This is a genomic window from Synechococcus sp. M16.1 (genome assembly GCF_014279895.1).
Classification (GTDB): Bacteria; Cyanobacteriota; Cyanobacteriia; order PCC-6307; family Cyanobiaceae; genus Parasynechococcus.
The window spans coordinates 2,072,969-2,090,466 of record NZ_CP047954.1 but is presented as its reverse complement, the minus strand read 5'-3'; the positions used below and the strand labels follow the sequence as shown (position 1 = coordinate 2,090,466).

General features: G+C 62.2%; 14 protein-coding genes. 4 read left to right on the top strand and 10 right to left on the bottom strand.

All coding sequences use genetic code 11. The features are described 5' to 3' along the window. Positions 1-31 precede the first annotated feature (31 nt). Entirely contained in the window at positions 32-1,099 is a 1,068-nt protein-coding gene (locus SynM161_RS11850; protein WP_186541573.1) for an FAD-binding oxidoreductase, read from the bottom strand. 14 nt (positions 1,100-1,113) lie between these two features. Next, on the bottom strand, positions 1,114-1,560 hold the full coding sequence (gene psbQ, locus SynM161_RS11845; protein WP_186541572.1) for a photosystem II protein PsbQ: 447 nt from the start codon (positions 1,558-1,560) through the stop codon (positions 1,114-1,116). Positions 1,561-1,634: 74 nt separating this feature from the next. Here psbQ and purU point away from each other — a divergent pair, with 74 nt between their 5' ends. Beyond that, complete coding sequence (gene purU / locus SynM161_RS11840) at positions 1,635-2,489, top strand: formyltetrahydrofolate deformylase (protein ID WP_186541571.1); 855 nt, start codon at positions 1,635-1,637, stop codon at positions 2,487-2,489. Next, complete coding sequence (locus tag SynM161_RS11835) at positions 2,486-3,766, top strand: O-antigen ligase (protein ID WP_186541570.1); 1,281 nt, start codon at positions 2,486-2,488, stop codon at positions 3,764-3,766. Before purU ends, SynM161_RS11835 begins: the two co-directional genes overlap by 4 nt. Here the strand turns inward: SynM161_RS11835 and SynM161_RS11830 are convergent. Genes SynM161_RS11830 through acnB form a run of 3 tightly spaced genes read right to left on the bottom strand, consistent with a single transcriptional unit; the run spans position 3,753 to position 9,430 of the window. Next, positions 3,753-5,327 carry a radical SAM protein gene (locus tag SynM161_RS11830; RefSeq protein ID WP_255441810.1) on the bottom strand — a complete coding sequence of 525 codons (1,575 nt, stop codon included), beginning with the start codon at positions 5,325-5,327 and terminating at the stop codon, positions 3,753-3,755. The genes SynM161_RS11835 and SynM161_RS11830 overlap by 14 nt on opposite strands. 56 nt (positions 5,328-5,383) lie before the next feature. Next, positions 5,384-6,829 carry a ClC family H(+)/Cl(-) exchange transporter gene (locus SynM161_RS11825; protein WP_186541569.1) on the bottom strand — a complete coding sequence of 482 codons (1,446 nt, stop codon included), beginning with the start codon at positions 6,827-6,829 and terminating at the stop codon, positions 5,384-5,386. A gap of 18 nt (positions 6,830-6,847) precedes the next feature. Next, complete coding sequence (acnB, locus tag SynM161_RS11820; protein WP_186541568.1) at positions 6,848-9,430, bottom strand: bifunctional aconitate hydratase 2/2-methylisocitrate dehydratase; 2,583 nt, start codon at positions 9,428-9,430, stop codon at positions 6,848-6,850. 96 nt (positions 9,431-9,526) lie between these two features. On the opposite strand from acnB, the gene SynM161_RS11815 reads away from it, so the two are divergent. Beyond that, positions 9,527-10,594 (top strand): 3-deoxy-7-phosphoheptulonate synthase, encoded by a 1,068-nt coding sequence (locus SynM161_RS11815; RefSeq protein WP_114988790.1) that lies wholly within the window; start codon positions 9,527-9,529, stop codon positions 10,592-10,594. A 16-nt stretch (positions 10,595-10,610) separates the two neighbouring features. Here the strand turns inward: SynM161_RS11815 and SynM161_RS11810 are convergent, their stop codons facing one another. The 4 genes from SynM161_RS11810 to SynM161_RS11795 form a co-directional block, all read right to left on the bottom strand. Further along, positions 10,611-11,261 (bottom strand): diacylglycerol/polyprenol kinase family protein, encoded by a 651-nt coding sequence (locus tag SynM161_RS11810; protein WP_255441808.1) that lies wholly within the window; start codon positions 11,259-11,261, stop codon positions 10,611-10,613. 5 nt (positions 11,262-11,266) lie between these two features. Continuing rightward, positions 11,267-12,253: an RpoD/SigA family RNA polymerase sigma factor gene (locus SynM161_RS11805; protein WP_115009753.1), complete on the bottom strand. Its 987-nt coding sequence runs from the start codon at positions 12,251-12,253 to the stop codon at positions 11,267-11,269. 203 nt (positions 12,254-12,456) lie between these two features. Next, positions 12,457-14,595: a polyphosphate kinase 1 gene (ppk1, locus tag SynM161_RS11800; RefSeq protein WP_186541567.1), complete on the bottom strand. Its 2,139-nt coding sequence runs from the start codon at positions 14,593-14,595 to the stop codon at positions 12,457-12,459. Between the two features lie 45 nt (positions 14,596-14,640). Continuing rightward, the gene (locus SynM161_RS11795) at positions 14,641-15,909 is read right to left on the bottom strand and encodes an MFS transporter (protein WP_255441807.1); all 1,269 of its coding nucleotides are present in this window, start codon (positions 15,907-15,909) and stop codon (positions 14,641-14,643) included. A gap of 18 nt (positions 15,910-15,927) precedes the next feature. On the opposite strand from SynM161_RS11795, the gene SynM161_RS11790 reads away from it, so the two are divergent. Further along, a complete protein-coding gene (locus SynM161_RS11790) occupies positions 15,928-16,395 on the top strand; it encodes a GNAT family N-acetyltransferase (protein ID WP_186541566.1) in 468 nt (155 codons plus the stop codon). Here the strand turns inward: SynM161_RS11790 and SynM161_RS11785 are convergent. Continuing rightward, the gene (locus tag SynM161_RS11785; RefSeq protein ID WP_186541565.1) at positions 16,356-17,426 is read right to left on the bottom strand and encodes an anthranilate phosphoribosyltransferase family protein; all 1,071 of its coding nucleotides are present in this window, start codon (positions 17,424-17,426) and stop codon (positions 16,356-16,358) included. The genes SynM161_RS11790 and SynM161_RS11785 overlap by 40 nt on opposite strands. Positions 17,427-17,498 lie beyond the last annotated feature (72 nt).

Here is a 17,498-nt window from a genome sequence, read left to right as displayed (position 1 = left end):
GAACTCACTAGGGCCCTGCGGGGCCCTTTTTTTATGCCTGCTCGAGTGATCTCTGCTCGAGTTCAGCGGCGACCCACTCGGCGGTGCCAGGCGTGAGCAGAACGCCGTTGCGATAGTGCCCACTGGCAAGGATCAACCCGGGTTCCAGCTCCTCCAGCAGAGGGGCCGGGCGCTCCACGGGCCGGGCCCGCAGGCCACTCCAATGGCCAACCACCGTGGCTGAGCGCAGCCACTCCGGTGCCCGCTCATTCAGGTTGCGCATCAGGCTCAGAGGATCCTCCGAAGCGCGATCGCCCGGTTCCACGGTGGCCCCGAGCAGCAATCGCCCGGGTGCGGTTGGAATCAGGTTGAAGCCCTGATCCACCAGCACCGAGGGCCAGTTGCTCCACGTTGTCGGACCCGTTGACAGTTCCAGTGACAGGGCCTGGCCCAACACCGGTGTCATCGGTCGGGCCTGGCCCAGCGGTTCCAGCAAGACATCCGAGCTCAGGGCTGTGCAGAGCACCACAAAGTTGTGAACGGAGCTGTCTCCATCGGCGCGATGCACACGCCAGTGGTTGTCGTTGCGCTCCAGACGGATCACCGCCGTGGCATTCAGCTCCACGCTTTGCTCTGCCAGCGCCTGTCGCAGGGCCCGTTGCAGCAGCAGGGGATCCACACGACCGTCGTGGCGCGAGTGCAGGCCACCGTGCCTGGCCGTCGGCCAGACCACTGCCAGGTCGGTGTTGGTGACCATCTCCAGGCCCAGCTCAACGCGCTGGGCGGCCAGCGCTTCCATCCGCTCAGCCGCTCGTTCGTCCTCGGCGATTTGCAGCAGGCCCGGATGGAGTTTGAGATCTGGCTGGTGAGCCTGCAGCTTGTCGATCCACTGCGGCCAGAGCTCCATGCTCCGGCGGCGCAGCCTCCAGCCCCGCCCGCTGCTGCGGCGAAACACGTGACCCATCAGAACCCCGAGGGATGCCGATGTTCCACTCAAAGCATTTACCGATCCCTCGCGATCAACGGCCTGGTTCAGGCGAGGGTCGTAAACAGAAACATCGTGGCCTTGCTGGGCCAGATGCCAGGCGGTGCCGAGGCCGATGGCCCCGGCACCAATCACTCCAACGGAGCGGCTCAGTTGAAGGCCTCAGCGGGGATCAGATCGCTGTAGGCGTCAAATCCGGCAGCCACGGCGCTGTAGGACTTCTGCAGACGGCTGAAGTCCTGCAGGCGTGCCGCTTCATCCAGATCGGCCAGAGCTTCTTTCAAGGAGCGGGCCACCTTGGTGGCTTCCTTGCGCTCGCTCTTGTCGAGGCGCTGGTTGATGTAGAGCATTTCCCGGCTCACTTCCTGCATGGGGCCATGCAGGAGGTTGCGGGTGAACACCCAATCCTTTTCACTCACCAGCCGGGCCAGATCAGGCAGACGGGATTTTGCGTCTTCAAAGGCTGCGGCCTGGCGCCGGATCACGCCCAGGTCGTCAGGACTGATGCCGGCAGCATTAACAGCCGGGGCCATCAGACCCAGGCTCAAAGCGACGCAGAGGCAGAACGCGGCAAGGCGGCTCAAAGCCTTCAGCATGGTGATCGAAAATTTCCCTGCGACTTTAACCAGCCCCTCCTGCGCGGGAGAATTTTGTTTTTCAAAGCGTTGTTGTGAGTGACGCCACGGTCATCCTTCAGATGATCTGCCCCGATCGTCCGGGCTTGGTCAGTGAATTGGCGGGTTGGGTGGCGGCCAACGGCGGCAGCATTCGCCATGCCGATCACCACACGGATGCGGGAGCTGGGGTGTTTCTCAGCCGGATTGAGTGGCAGCTCCAGGGATTCGGCATTCCCCGCGATGTGCTTCCTGAAGCGGCCCAGGCTCTGGGACAGCGGCTTGGTGGCGAGGCGCAGCTCCACTTCTCAGACGAGTATCCCCGTGTGGCGATTTTTGCCAGCAAGCAGAGCCACTGCCTGCAGGACTTGCTCTGGCGGGTTCAAAGCGGGGAGCTGCCGATGCAGGTTCCCCTGGTCATCGCCAACCATCCGGATCTGGAACCCCTGTGTGCATCCTTTGAGATTCCGTTTGTTTGTGTTCCCGTCAGTCGGGACACCAAAGCGGAAGCGGAGCAGCGGATCCTGGAGCTGCTTGAAAAGAACAAGGTTGAACTTGCGGTGCTGGCCAAATACATGCAGGTGCTGAGCAGTGATTTCCTTGAGCGTTTCCCCCAGGTGATCAACATCCACCATTCGTTTCTGCCAGCGTTCAAGGGTGCTCAGCCGTACCACCGGGCCTGGGACCGTGGGGTCAAGCTCATCGGCGCTACAGCCCACTACGTCACCGAAGATCTGGATGACGGCCCGATCATTGAGCAAACCACCGTTTCAGTCAGCCATCGGGACGAAGTGGAGGATCTGATCCGCAAGGGCCGTGACACGGAACGCCTTGCCTTGGCGCGGGCCCTTCGCTTGCATCTGCGCCGTCAGGTGATGGTCTATCGCGGGCGTACCGCTGTTTTTGCATGACGGCACGTCTGTACGCATGGCTGAGAGGCGACTGTCCGGTCGCCGCATCCCCCTGGGGTTGGTGCTTGTTTCAGCTCGGACTGCTGTTGCTTCCCTCGTCAGTGTTGCTGGCAAGCCTGCTGTTTGTGCCGGCCTTGGTCCTGGGCAGCCTCCGTCGTGAATGCGCCTACTGGCATGACCGCTGGAACTGGCCGCTTCTGTTGGCTGGCGGGCTCATGTTGCTCGGCTGTTTCAGCGCCTTGCGTGCTGACCTGGCTTGGGCAGGTCTGGCTAATTGGCTTCCTTTCTTTTGGGGATTCTGGGGGTTCCAGCCCTATGTGGCGGAGGCGGGGGCGCGCCGCCGAACGGCGCTCTGGATGGTGGCGGGCACGGTGCCTGTTGTGGTGACTGGATTGGGTCAGTTGTGGTTGGGTTGGCAGGGCCCCTGGCAGTTCTTGGGGGGCCTGGTGATCTGGTTCATGGCTCCTGGAGGTGAGCCGGAGGGCCGGCTGTCGGGTTTGTTCGATTACGCCAACATCGCCGCGGCCTGGTTGGCGCTGGTGTGGCCGTTGGTGCTGGCGGCCCTGGTGCAACCCGGACTCGATCGCCGTCGTCGGAGTGTTGTGCTGATCCTGGCTGTCGCTTTGGTGACGGCTCTCGTGCTCACGGAGTCCCGCAACGGCTGGGGCGCGTTGGTGCTGGCGTTGCCCCTGGTGCTTGGACCGGTGAGTTGGCCCTGGTTGCTGCCCCTGTTGGCCCTGGGATTGATCCCTGTTCTGCTGGCGGTGTGGCCCGGTGTCCCGGAGCTGCTCCAGGACCCTGCCCGGGCATTGGTGCCTGAGTCGGTGTGGTCACGGCTCAGCGACAGCCGCTATGCGGGGGAGCGTGTCTTGGCCTCTACCCGTCTCAGTCAGTGGGGTGTGGCTTTGCAGTTAATCGCTGAACGCCCATGGCTGGGCTGGGGTGCTGCCGCTTTTTCTGTGCTGTACCCCTTGCGCACGGGCAAATGGCATGGCCATTCCCACAACCTGCCATTGGAGCTGGCGGTCAGCAGTGGGGTGCCGGCGGCGCTTGCGCTGGTGGGTCTGGTGCTGGTGTTGTTGATCGTCTCCTTGCGCTGCAGCCGCATGGGTTTGTTTGATCGTGCTTGGTGGGCTGCGGTATTGGTGCTGGTGGTGCTTCACGGCACTGATGTGCCGTTCTTTGACAGCCGCATAAACATTGCCGGTTGGATCCTGTTGGCCGGACTGCGCAGTCGGATTCGGCAGACCGAGACGGCAGCGTTCAGCCCAGGTTGAGGGCCTCTTGCCTGTGTTCCTGCAGCTTCTCCTGACTCAAGGGGCCATCGAGATGGCACCAGGGCAACACCGTGTCAGAGGCCCATGCATCGTGCACCACGCTCTCCCAACTGGGAGGCAGCGGTAAGACAACGCCTGCGCTGCGGGCTTCAGGAAGTTCACCGGCCAGGGCCGCTCGGTAGGCCTTTTTCCAACCCCCCAGGCTTTCCTGGGAGCCGCGCACCGCAGCGATCACGGGGGCCAGGCGCCGGTCGCTTCGAGACAGCAGGGCCTGAATCACGCTCCAGCCATAGCTTTCCGGGCGCAGATCAATGCCTTTGGGTTTGAGACGTTTCGCCAGCAGCTTCAGGCGTTTTTCCGCTTCAGGGCGTACCCCTTGCCATTGGAACGGGGTGTGCGCCTTCGGCACAAAGGTGCTCACCCCCAAGGTGAAGCGCAGCCCAGGGGTGCCTTTCTTTAGGCTCAGCAGTAGCGCTGCGGTGCTTTCCACATCGTCGTTGTCTTCACAGGGAAGTCCCACCATTCCGTAGAGCTTCAAGGCCTTGAGGCCACCTTGCTTGGCATGGCGGGCGGCGGCTTCGATTTCTTCGCCGCTGAGCTTTTTGTTCACCACGCGGCGCATGCGCTCGCTGCCGCTTTCGATCGCGATGGTGAGGGATTTGCTGCCTCGTCCTGCCAACACTGCCGCCAGCTTCGGAGTGACCGTTGCGGCCCGCACGGAACTAACGCTGACGCGTAGGTCATCGAAACGATCTTGGGCTAGCCAATGGAGTAGATCGCCGAACTGGGGGTGCTGGGTTACGGACGCTCCCAGCAGCCCGAGGCGTTTGGTGGCTTTAAGGCCTTTTTCCACGGCCGGGATCAGCCCGTCATCCAACGACGGTGTTCGGAACGGCAGGGTCAGATAGCTGGCCAGGCAAAAGCGGCACAGTTCCGGGCAGCTGCGCACCACTTCCACCATGTGGATGTCAGGCCAAGCGGCTTCCGGCGTGATCACCGTCGAGTGGCTGAGGCTGTTGCCGCGCCATGTCTGTTTGGCCACCCGTTCTGGAAGAGTTGCATCCACCGGTGCCACCCCCAAAAGGGTGCCGTCCGCTGCATAGCGGGGTGCATGGAGCTCAGGCACGTAGATCCCTGGCACCCGGGCCAGATGTTGCAGTTGTTCGGCTCGGGGTTGGCCCTTCACGCTCTGAAGGGCATCGATAAAGGCGGGCAGCAGATCCTCGCCATCGCCCAGCAGCACGACATCAAAAAATGGTGCAAGGGGCTCGGGATTGGCGGTCAGTACAGGTCCGCCACCAAACACGATTGGATGCTCGTCGGTGCGCGCGTGGCTCCAGATCGGGATGCGCTGCTGTTCCAGCAGATCGAGCAGGACTGGTCCGTCGAGTTCCCAGCTGAGAGAAAGCCCAAATAGGTCGCAGTGCCTGTGGGGTGGATCTCCTTGATCAGTGAAGAGCCGGCGCACGTCGACGTCGGACCGCATCGCCAGGGTGGACCAGACGATCTGATAACCGAGGCTGGTGATGCCCACGGTGTAGGTGCTGGGAAAGGCCAGCACCGTGCGCAGGGCTCCGGGTTCCGGCGTGGCCGGATCGAACAGCAGCGTTTCCTGGTTCAGCTGGGGCCTCCTGTTGGGCCTGATGGCGGGGTTGGCGGCGTGAACGGACGTCTGTAGCGATTGAGCTTCATGGCCATCCGATCTTCAGCGTCGAGTTCCATGCCCATCTGACGCTCGTAGATCGAGTGGGGGTGGAACACTCGGGCGATCACGAAGCTGGTGAGACAGGCCACCAGGATCGGTTTGAGGATCAGCAGATCCTTGGTGAGGGCAAAGGCCAGGAACATCGCCGAGATCGGCGTGCGGGAACAGCCTGCAACGAAGGCGCCCATGCCCGCGAACACATAGGTGGTGGGTACATGGCCGGTGAGGGCCTCAACGCCAAATCCACCGGCTAAGCCAATGGCCCCTCCCAGCGTCAGCATCGGCATGAACAGTCCCCCTGGTGCTCCTGATCCCGCCGCCAGTCCGGTGCTGAAGAAGAGCACCACAAAGCTGGCGAGGGCCAGGCTGATATCGGCCTTGCCGGCTCCAATCAGGTGCTTCAGTTCGTTGGGGTTATGGAAGGCATCCGGCAGGGCTGCATAAACGCAGCCCAGCACGAGCCCGCTCACCGTCATGCGCAGGATCAGTCGGTCTCCGAACCAACGGTTGCCCTGCCGCTGCATGGTGAGCACGTAGCGGGTGTAAAGCTCCGCCAGCACACCGATCACCACACCGAGAGCCACCAGATACAGCAGATCCACTGGCAGGAAGCGCACCAGGGGGGTGTACTCCCGTTCCAGTTGAAACCCGATGGTGCTGTTGAGCCCGCCGCCCCCGGGGTTGAGGCCAAGAAAGCCCAGCACATCCGCCAGGGTGTCGGCCGAGAAGGTGGTGATGATCACCAGCAGCAGCACCACGGGCCTGGCGGAGTGGAGCAGCTCCTCGATCGCGTAGATGAATCCACCGATGGGAGCACTGAATACGGCGGCAATACCGGCACCACCACCGGCGGCCACAATCACCCGGCGAAAGGCCACCGGTGCCCGCAGCCAGCGGGACATCTGCCAGGCCACGGAGCCGCCCATCTGAACGGCGGGGCCTTCCGGGCCCAGGGGGAAACCCGAGCCGATGGCAATGATGCCGGCCACCAGTTTCACCAGGCCCACCCGAAGCCCCATCGGAACCGACCGGTGGCGCAGGAAGCCCATGATGTGGGTGATCCCGGCTCCGCCAGCGGCTGGAGACAGGTTGGTGATCAACCAGGCCGAGACCATGCCGCCGATGGCGCCGAGGGCGGGGAGCACCACCCAGGCTGGAAATTCATCGAGCAGGTCGAGCCGCCAATCCCGCAGCAGGTTGATGCCGCTGGTGAACAGCAGGCCGGTGATGGCAGCTCCAAGGCCCGTGAGCGCCAGAGCCAGAACCACCACCAGCCAGCGGCGTTCCAACAACCTCCTGATGCTCCGGCTGGAGCCCAGGAGGTGGCGTCGTTGCTTGGGTTCGCTCAGGGATGGCACAGATGAGGTGATCCGGAATCAGGCCTGAGCCAGAACGGTTGCTTCGTCGTCAGCACTGACCACGCGCCCCTGGTCTTCAAAGCCGCTGATCTGATCGAAGTTCAGGTAGCGGTAGAGCTCGTCGGAGAGGGGATCGATCTTCTCGGCCGCAATTCTGCGGTATTCCTCCGGGGTGGGAATGCGTCCCAGCTGGGCGCAGACGGCGGCCAGTTCGGCACTGCCCAGGTACACCTGAGCACCCTTGCCCAGGCGGTTGTTGAAGTTGCGGGTGCTGGTGGAGAACACGGTGGTGTTGTCCTCCACGCGGGCTTGGTTGCCCATGCAGAGGGAGCAACCCGGCATCTCCATGCGGGACCCGGCGGCCTCGAAGGTGGCGTAGTAGCCCTCCTCTTTGAGGGTCTCTTCGTCCATCCGCGTTGGGGGACAGACCCACAGGCGCGCCGTGTTCTGGCCGGCGCCTTCCAGCACCTTGGCCGCGGCGCGGTAGTGGCCGATGTTGGTCATGCAGGAGCCGATGAACACCTCCTGCACAGGGTCACCAGCCACCTCGCTGAGCAGCTTCACGTTGTCGGGATCGTTGGGGCAGGCCACCACCGGTTCGGTGAGCTCGTCGAGGTTGATCTCCAGCACTTCCGCGTACTCCGCGTCTGTGTCAGCACTCATCAGCTGGGGATTTGCCAGCCAGGCCTCCATCTCCTTGATCCGGCGGGCCAGGGTGCGGGCGTCGCTGTAGCCGCGGGCAATCATGTTCTTCAGCAGCGCCACGTTGCTGCGCAGGTATTCGCTCACCGTGTCTTCGGAGAGCTTGATCGTGCAGCCGGCGCAGGAGCGTTCGGCGCTGGCATCGGTGAGTTCGAAGGCCTGTTCCAGCTTCAGGTCGGGCAGACCTTCGATCTCCATGATCCGGCCGTTGAACAGGTTCTTCTTGTTGGCCTTTTCAACGGTGAGCAGTCCCCGCTGAATGGCCACCCAGGGGATGGCGTTCACCACGTCCCGGAGCGTGACGCCCGGTTGCAGGGACCCGCTGAAGCGCACCAGCACCGATTCAGGCATGTCCAGTGGCATGGCGCCGATGGCGGCTGCAAAGGCCACCACCCCAGAGCCGCCTGGGAAGGAAATGCCGAGGGGGAAGCGGGTGTGGCTGTCGCCGCCGGTGCCGACGGTGTCGGGCAGAAGCATCCGGTTCAGCCAGCTGTGGATGATGCCGTCACCGGGCCGAAGGGCCACGCCACCACGCTGGGCGAAGAAGTCGGGCAGTTCGTTCTGGGTCTGCAGATCCACCGGCTTCGGATAAGCGGCGGTATGGCAGAAGCTCTGCATCACCAGGTCGGAGGAGAAGCCCAGGCAGGCCAGTTCCTTCATTTCGTCCCGCGTCATCGGGCCGGTGGTGTCCTGGGAGCCGACGGTGGTCATCAGCGGTTCGCAGCTGGTGCCGGGTCGGACGCCTGCAAGACCGCAGGCCTTGCCCACCATCTTCTGCGCCAAGGTGAAGCCCTTGCCGGTGTCTGCCGGGGCTGAGGGGCGGATGAACAGATCCGAAGGGGTGAGGCCAAGCTTGGCGCGCACCTTGTCGGTGAGGGCGCGACCGATCATCAGGGGGATGCGACCGCCGGCCCGCACCTCGTCGCTGATGGTGGTGGGCTTCAGCTCGAACCGACTCACAACCTTGCCGTCCCGTTCGATCGTGCCGGCGTGGGGGCGAATGGTGATCACATCACCAGTGTTCAGGTCGGTGACATCGCATTCGATCGGCAGGGCACCGGAGTCTTCAGCGGTGTTGAAAAAGATCGGGGCGATCTTGCCGCCAAGGATCACGCCGCCGGCCCGTTTGTTGGGCACATGGGGAATGTCATTGCCGGTGTGCCAGAGCACCGAATTGATGGCGCTCTTGCGGGAGCTGCCGGTTCCCACCACATCACCGACGTAGGCCACGGGATGGCCTTTCTCTTTGAGGCTTGCGATGGTTTTCAGTCCCTCCGGATCGCGGGTCTCGAGCATCGCCAGGGCATGGACGGGGATGTCCGGCCGGGTGGTGGCGTGGGTGGCCGGCGACAGATCGTCCGTGTTGGTTTCGCCTTCAACCTTGAAGACCGTCACGGTGATGCTCTTGGCCAGTTCGGGCTTGGCGGTGAACCACTCGGCTGCGGCCCAGCTGTCCACAACTTGCTTGGCGAAGCGGTTGTCCGCCGCCAGATCCATCACTTCGTTGAAGGCGTCGTAGACGAGCAGCGTTCGGCTGAGTCCCTCAGCAGCACAGCCAGCCAGTGCAGGGTCGGAGTGCTTCAGCAGCTCGATCAGGGCGGCGACGTTGTATCCCCCCACCATCGTTCCCAGCAGCCGGGTGGCCTCCAGTGGTGACACCAGGGGGCTCTTGGCGTCTCCCTGAGCCACGGCACTCAGCCAGGTGGCCTTCACGTAAGCCGCTTCATCCACACCCGGTGGGATCCGCTCGCTGAGCAGGTGCAGCAGGAACTCCTCCTCGCCGGCGGGAGGGTTCTGCAGCAATTCGGTCAGTCCCTGGGTCTGCTCGGCGTTGAGCGGAAGAGCGGGAACGCCCTGGGCTTCCCGGGCGGCGGCCAGCTCGCGGTAAGCGCTCAGCATGGAGATCTCTGTTCAGGGATGACCACCATTCTTCCGGACCGTGTCTGTTGCCAGTGAGCGGGGTGCGTAGCCTTGGTCGGAGTCTCGCGTCCAGTCATGGCCACCACCTCCGATTTGCATGTGGTGGAGACACGTCCTTTGGTGGCCCCTGCTGTGTTGCATCAGGAGCTGCCCATGGACGCGGCGGCACTCGAAACCGTGGCGTCAGCCCGCCGGCGCATTCAAGAGATCCTCAGTGGCCGTGATCAGCGTTTGCTGGTGGTGGTGGGCCCCTGCTCTGTTCACGACGTCAAGGCTGCCCGGGAGTATGCCCAGCGCCTGGCTCCGATCCGCGAGCGCTTGAAGGATCAGCTCGAGGTGGTGATGCGGGTGTATTTCGAGAAGCCGCGCACCACGGTTGGTTGGAAGGGACTGATCAATGACCCCCATCTCGACGACTCCTACGACATCAACACCGGCCTGCGGCGGGCCCGGGGACTGCTGTTGGATCTCGCCCGGGAGGGGATGCCTGCTGCAACGGAACTGCTCGATCCCGTTGTTCCTCAGTACATCGCTGATTTGATCAGCTGGACCGCGATCGGTGCCAGGACGACGGAAAGTCAGACCCACCGCGAAATGGCCTCAGGGTTGTCGATGCCGATCGGCTACAAGAACAGCACCAACGGCAGCGCCACCATCGCGATCAATGCCATGCAGGCGGCAGCGAAGCCGCATCACTTCCTCGGCATCAATCGCGATGGTCATGCCTCGATCGTCAGCACCACGGGCAATCCCTACGGCCATCTCGTGCTGCGCGGCGGTAGCCAGGGCAGCAATTACCACTTGGAAGCTGTGCAGGAGTCCGCAGCCGAGTTGAGCAAAGCCGGTCTGCAGGATCGTCTGATGGTGGATTGCAGCCATGCCAACAGCAACAAAGACTTCCGCCGACAGGCGGAGGTGCTGGCCAGCGTTGCCGAGCAGTTGCGGGGGGGCTCCAATCACGTGATGGGCGTGATGATCGAGAGCCATCTGGTGGAAGGCAACCAGAAGCTCAACGCCGACCTGACGCAGCTGACCTATGGCCAGAGCGTCACGGATGCCTGCATCAGCCTCGAGACCACCGAAACCCTGTTGGAGGATCTGGCCGCGGCCGTGGCCAGTCGCAAACAGACGGTTACCGCCTGAGCATCAACGCCTTGGTTCAAACCACCAGCTGACTCCACAGCACCCCCACGCTGAGGGGAACGCTGAGGTTGTCCAGACCGCTCCAGCTGAGCTGTTCCAAACCGGTTGCCATGGCCACCATGCCAAAGGCTGCTGGCAGGGATAGGTCAGCCCCCGACCATCGCGCCAGGCCGATCAGCACCAGGCCTGAGACAACGGCCATGGTCATCGTGCCGACGCTTGATTTGGTCTGGCCAAACAGAACCCACTTCGGGGACGCGACGTTGCGACCGATCAACCCTGCAAGGCCATCCCCTAAGGCCATCACCAGAACCCCGGCTGACACCGCATCGGCTCGGGTTGGCCAGAACAGCAGAAGCAGCGTTGTGATTGCGATGCCGTAGGCGATGGTGCCGTAGCTGTTGCGATCAACATCCTCAACGGCGGGGATGAAGCGCCATTGGTGGTTGATCGTCGTCACAACCGTGATCACCGCCGCAACAGGCAGGGCAACAACGAAGGGAATTTCAAAGAACCAGGCCAAAGGAACCACGGCTCCGGTTCCGATGTGCACAATTTTTCGGCTCAGTTCCCGTTGGTTCGGCCGAAGCCGGCGGCACAACACGGCGCCTGCTACCACCATCGCCATCCAGAGCAGGATGGCGATGGGTCCGGTGATGGGAAGCAAGTGGCTTAGGCGGCTTGTTGGTGGTTGGTCATGGCGCGCAGCTTGAGAATCGCTTTGGCCTCCAGCTGTCGGACGCGCTCACGCGACACATTGATCTGACGACCGATCTCGGCAAGGGTCAGAGGCTCTTCACCACCAAGACCGAACCGCAACTTCAGAATTTTCTGTTCGCGCTCGTTCAACTGCGAGAGCCAGCCCCCCAGATGTTCCTTCTGGATGCTGCGATCCATCCCCTCCATCGGTTCTTCACCGTTGGGATCCGGGATCAGTTCACCCAGGGTGCTGCGATCTTCCTCGCCACGGGCATGGGCATCGAGGGATGCACAAGGTGCGCTCTGGGAGATCAGATCCTCCAGTTCCCGGGGCTCGATGCCCATGGCACTCGCCAACTCAAGCCGATTCGGTTGACGACCGAAGCGGTGGGACAGCTCCCGGGAGATGCGTCGCATCTTGGAGAGCTTTTCGCTGATGTGGATCGGCAGGCGAATGGTGCGGGCGCTGTTGTCGATGGCCCGCGTCATGCCTTGGCGAATCCACCAGTAGGCATAGGTGGAAAATTTGTAGCCCATGGCGGGGTCGAACTTGTCGACCGCTCGCTCCAGGCCGATGGCACCTTCTTGAACCAGATCGAGCAGCTCTAGGCCCTGGTTCTGATATTTCTTCGCCACGCTCACCACGAGGCGGAGGTTGGCGGCCATCATCCTGTCGCGGGCCCGTTTGCCCATGCGGATCTTGTGGCGATGCCGGGAGGTCAGCTCCTCTTCCGGTAACTCCTGAAGTTGCTTCATCGCTTGCACATGGTGTGCAAGTTCGATTTCTTCAGCTGCCGTCAGCAAGGGGATACGTCCGATGCTGCTCAGATAAAAACCGATGGAGTCGGTGGCAAGCCGCCCTCCTTGTCGAGTCGATGGTCGACGTCCGGTGGACGGCAACGCAGGTTCCTTCCGGGACGACTGTTTTGTCGTGCCGGAAGATTCCAGAGGGATCCCCATCACCCTGGTCTCCTGAATGAATTTGGGCTGAACTTAGCACCAGGCAACAGTGCTGACTGTTTCGAATCGAAAGAATTTCAGGAGCTGAATCTTTGGGCTTTCAAAACAACTGATTTGGCTGTGATCGTGGCGGCTTCAAGTTTGTTTTTGAAGGAATGTTGTATCGGACGTCACAGACGCAATTCCTTTGAAAACCAAAAGAATCACAAGGATTGGATGCCGTTGCTCCATTCCTTGATCAATTGAATCTGGGAATTGCGTTTCGAGGTGTCGTTTTCGGGTTTGCGCTGCACAAATGTGCCGTCGCTCTGCATGTCCCAGGCGGCCTGGTTGTCATTCAAGTAAAGCTGCAGCAGGCGTTCCAGTTTCTGGCGATGCTCGGGGTCTTCGATCGGTGTGACTGCTTCAATGCGGCGGTCGAGGTTGCGGCTCATCCAGTCGGCACTGCCGATGTACACCTCCGGTGAGCCGCCGTTGGCGAAGGAAAAGATTCTCGAGTGTTCCAGGAATGGGCCGATGATGCTGATCACACGAATGTTTTCACTCAGTCCTTCACAACCGGGATAGAGGCTGCACATGCCACGAATGATCAATTCGATCGTCACTCCGGCTTGGGAGGCTTCATAAAGAAGCGCAATGATCGTTGGGTCCACCAGGGAATTCATCTTGGCTCGGATCACGGCCTCTCGGCCCTGCTGAGCATGTTCAATTTCGCGGCGGATCAACAGCTCCATGCCTTTCCGCAGGGTGACGGGGGCTACGAGCAGGCGACGAAAACTTTGCTGCTTGGAAAAACCGGTGAGGTAATTGAACAGTTCCACCAGGTCTTGACCCAGTTCCTGGTTGGCTGTGAGCAGGCCCAGGTCGGTGTAGAGCTTGGAGGTTTTGGAGTTGTAGTTGCCCGTGCCGATGTGCGCATAGCTCTGCAGCTTGTCTTTCTCCTTGCGCACCACCAGAACAATCTTGGTGTGGGTTTTCAGCCCCAGCACCCCGTAGACCACATGCACTCCGGATTGCTCCAGGTGCCGGGCCCATTGGATGTTGTTGTCTTCGTCAAATCGTGCTTTCAATTCCACCAGTGCCATCACCTGCTTGCCGTTTTCGGCGGCACGGATCAGTGCCGCGATGATCGGCGAGTCTTTGGAGGTGCGGTAGAGCGTCATCTTGATGCCCATCACCTGGGGATCGTCCGCTGCCTGGTTGATGAACTCTTCGACGGTTGTCGAGAAGAGGTCATAGGGATGGTGCAGAAGGATGTCCTGACGGCGAATCACCGAGAAGATCGATCTGAACTCATCCGGCTTGATTGCTCCCTCGTCCAGCAGGTGTTGCTGACTGCGGGCTAGCACCGTCGGTGTCTGGCCTCCGTGGCTTTGGCTCTTGAGTTTCGGCAGCGGTAGTGCGGTGAGGCTGAGCAGGTCGTCCAGGCCCAGGGGGCCATCGATCACATAGAGGTCTTCCTCTTCAACGCTGAGTCCTGTCATCAGCATCTCCACCACGTCCTGAGGCATTTCGTTGGGCACCTCGAGACGCACCACCTCACCGCCCATGCGCCGCTTTCGCAGTCCTTGTTCCAGGGCCAGCATCAGGTCATCGGCTTCCAGATCCCTCAGTTCCAGATCCGCATCCCGCGTCACGCGGAAGAAGTAGTGCCCCTCGATCGTCATGCCAGGGAACAGCTCCTTCAGGTTGAAGGCGATCACCTGCTCGAGGGCGATGGCGGTGTGAACGGGTTTGTGCTCCTGGCCGCTCAGATTCGAGGGGATGGCGATGAAGCGAGGCAGATTTTTCTGGGGAACTTTCACCCGGGCAAATTGCCGTTGCCCTGTTTCCGGATCAACAACCACGGCCGCAACGTTGAGGCTCAGGTTGCTGACGAAGGGGAACGGATGGGCGGGGTCCACAGCCAGCGGTGTGAGCACCGGAAACACCGAGGTCTGGAAGGTGTCGTCAACCCACTGTCGTTGGTCGTCGTTCAGCTGTCTGTAATCGAGCAGCTCAACCTTGTGTTCCAGCAGCTTCGGCCTCAGGTGCTGGCGGTAATGCACCTGTTGCTCTCGCAGCAGGGGAATCAGCCGTTCCCGGATCGCCAGAAGCTGCTCCAAGGGTGATTTGCCATCCTCACTTGGCTTGCTGACGCCCGCCTCCACCTGAGACTTCAGTGACGCCACGCGAACCATGAAGAATTCGTCGAGGTTGTTGCTGAAGATGGCGCTGAACTTGGCTTGATCGAGCAGAGGTGTGCGCGGATCCAGGGCCTGGGCCAGCACCCTTTCGTTGAAGGCGATCCAGCTCAGCTCCCGGTTGATGTAGTGCTCCGGGGCTAAGGCTGCTGCGCACATGGGCTGAACGGCTCGGCGCTGGTGTCGTTAGCCGAAACGTAGCAATCAGGACTGGCTTGGTTGTGTGTCGGAGATGTCCGGCAGAGGGCTGCCGGCCACCAGGCCGATCACGATCACCAGCATGGTTGCCGCAGCCGCAAACGGGCTCACTGGACCAAGCAGGTCGTAGCTGAATCCCGCCAGGGGAGGGCCGAGGAAACTGCCCAAACTCTGCAGGGCTTGAAGGCTGCCGAGGGCGCTGCCTTGCCCCTCCCGACCCAGGCGCCGTGACACCAGGCTGCGCAGGCTTGGTGTCACCAAGCCGGTGCCCAGGGCCAGGATGCCGACGGCGGTGAAGATGGCACCGGCCCGATCGGATGCGCCGACGCTGGGGATCAGCAGGCATCCAATGATCACAAGGCCCAGGCCCAGCAAGGTCAGACGCCATTCGCCGAACCGTTTCACCAGCGGCCCGATCAGCCCCCCTTGCACCACGGTGGCGACCACCCCCACCACCAGGAAGGCAGTGGTGGCGAGCTCAGGGCCCCAGCCGAAGCGCTGCTTGAAATAGAGCACCAGGATGGCGGTGAAGCCGTTGAAGGCCAGGAAGAAGAGGAAAAAAGCTCCGCACAGTCGCCCCACGCTGGGGTTCATCAGCACCTGGCTCAGCCGTGCAAACGGATTGAGGTCGCGTTTTCTGGGCAGACTTTTGCGGGACTCCTGGGGATGGGTTTCCGGCAGCAGATTGAGCACCACCAAGAGGTTGAGTGCAGCGAAGCCTGTGGCCACCCAAACGGGAAGGGACACGGCCACCCGGGCCAGTTGCCCGCCAACGAAGGGGCCAAGGATGAACCCCAAGCCAAAGGCCACGCCGATCAAGCCGAAGGCACGGGCTCGCTTCTCCGGAGGAGTGATGTCGGCGAGTACGGCGCTGGCTGTTGCTGCCGTACCGCCACTGATGCCGTCAATGATCCGTGCTGCGAACAGCAACAGCAGGGGCAGCAGGCTTTGGCTTGGCCAAGGCAGTGAAACCGTCACGGCAAACAGGCCGAGCCCCACGACGGATCCTGCGACGCAGATGCTGATCACGGGGCGGCGGCCGTAGCGATCACTGAGCGCTCCGATCAAGGGCGTGACCAGGAACTGCGCCAGGGCATAGCTTCCCGCCAACAGTCCCAGGGTTCGTCCGTCTGGGGCGAACTGGGCCAGCAGAAAGGGCAACAGCGGAAAAACAATGCTTTCGCTGAGCCGGTCGTTGAGCAGCGTGAGAAACGCGCTGAGCAGTGTGGGAATCCGAAGACGCTGCAAGCTTGCCGCCACGCAGGAGAGACTCACATTCCCACAGGCGGCTCCATGGCTTTGCGTCCGATCGCTCCGGAGGATCAACCGCTGTTGCGGGAGATCTATGCCGATGCGATCGAATCTCAGGCTCCTCTCCTTTATTCAGATGAACAAGTCAGGGCTTGGGCGGCCTTGGCTTGGTTGCCCGGCGTGCTTGATGCGAGTTTTCGGGAGGGCTCGGGATGGCTCACCACCGATGGTTCGGCCTTTGCGATCCGCCATCCGGAAGATCGTCTCTCGTTGCTTTACTGCCGTGGTTGTGCCTCGAGGCGGGGGCATGGCAGTGCCCTCCTGAACCGGATTGAGGCGGATGCGCTGGCATCCGGCGTTCAACAATTACGAACGGAGGCCAGCCAGTTCAGCCGACCGTTGCTGGAGAGACGGGGCTGGTGTGTGGAAGCGCCGGAGACGATCCTGATTGGAGGCGTTCCGTTCGAGCGCTATCGGATGGCCAAGCTGCTTCGCCAAGCGCAGAGTTGATCAAGCTGGGCTTGGGCCTGGCCCGTCTCCAGAACGGACGCTGCCCGCTGAATGCCCTGTTCCAGGGAATCACTGCAGCCGGCGAACCACAGATAGGCGCCGGCGTTCCAGCGCAGGGCGTCGCAGAGAGGGCCTTTGTTCTGAAGGGCGTTTCGTGCCTGCTCAGCCCAGGTGGTGTCGTCAGCCCATTCCACGTCGGCGTCGTGACAGCCATGGTCACGGGGGTGCAGGATCAATCGCTCCGCTTTGCCGTTCCGCACCCGGGCCGTGATGCAGGCTCGACCGATGGGCAGGTCGGTGCCTCCTTCCAACCCCTTCACGGTGAGAACATCGGTTTCGCCGGCTTGCTTGAGGGCTTCCCAGGCGCGGGCTTCTGTTGGTGGGTGGACAAAGCCACTCACAAGGAGGTGGTCGCCTTGGTGGGGTGTCCAGAGCAGTTCCAGGCTGGCAACCGGGGGACGCTTGCCCAGTTCTTCGCGGTAGCCGATCAGGGTTTCCGCGATGGGGAAATGATCCGGCTGGTGAATCAGGGCGAAGCCGTTCTGCTGGAACCCGTCTGCAACGGCGCTGATCGGCAGACCTGTGAGGTTGAGATCGAGAAGGCGGAACAGATCAACAGCGGTGACGCCGTATTTGATCGGCATCCGCTCACCGCCCTGCAGAACCACCGGCTGACCACAGGCCAGCAGCACCAACGCGGTGAGCGGGTAAATCGGCGCTGTGCGCGTGCGCCCGTCGTAGGGCATGCCGAAACACAACGGTGCTCGACTGCCAGCAGTGGATTGCAGCACCGGGCCGCGGGCTCGGTAGGTGTCGAGCATCCCAGTGAGTTCCTGAGGTTCGGGCCGTCGGATGCGATGGGCAATCAGGAAGGCGCCGATCTGTGCGGGCGTCGCTTCGCCCTGCAGCATCAGCTCCATGGCATCAGCCGCTTCCTCGCGACTCATGCCTTTGCTGGTGTGTTCACCGCTTCCCACCTTGCGCAGGTGCTGCTTGAAGCGGTCGCGGCCGGAGAGAACTGCGCTCGTCAAAGGTCCGGCCTCAAGCTGGTGTCAGTCTTCAGGAGCGACTGACCCGGCAGGGGTAGCAATTGCTACGAAACC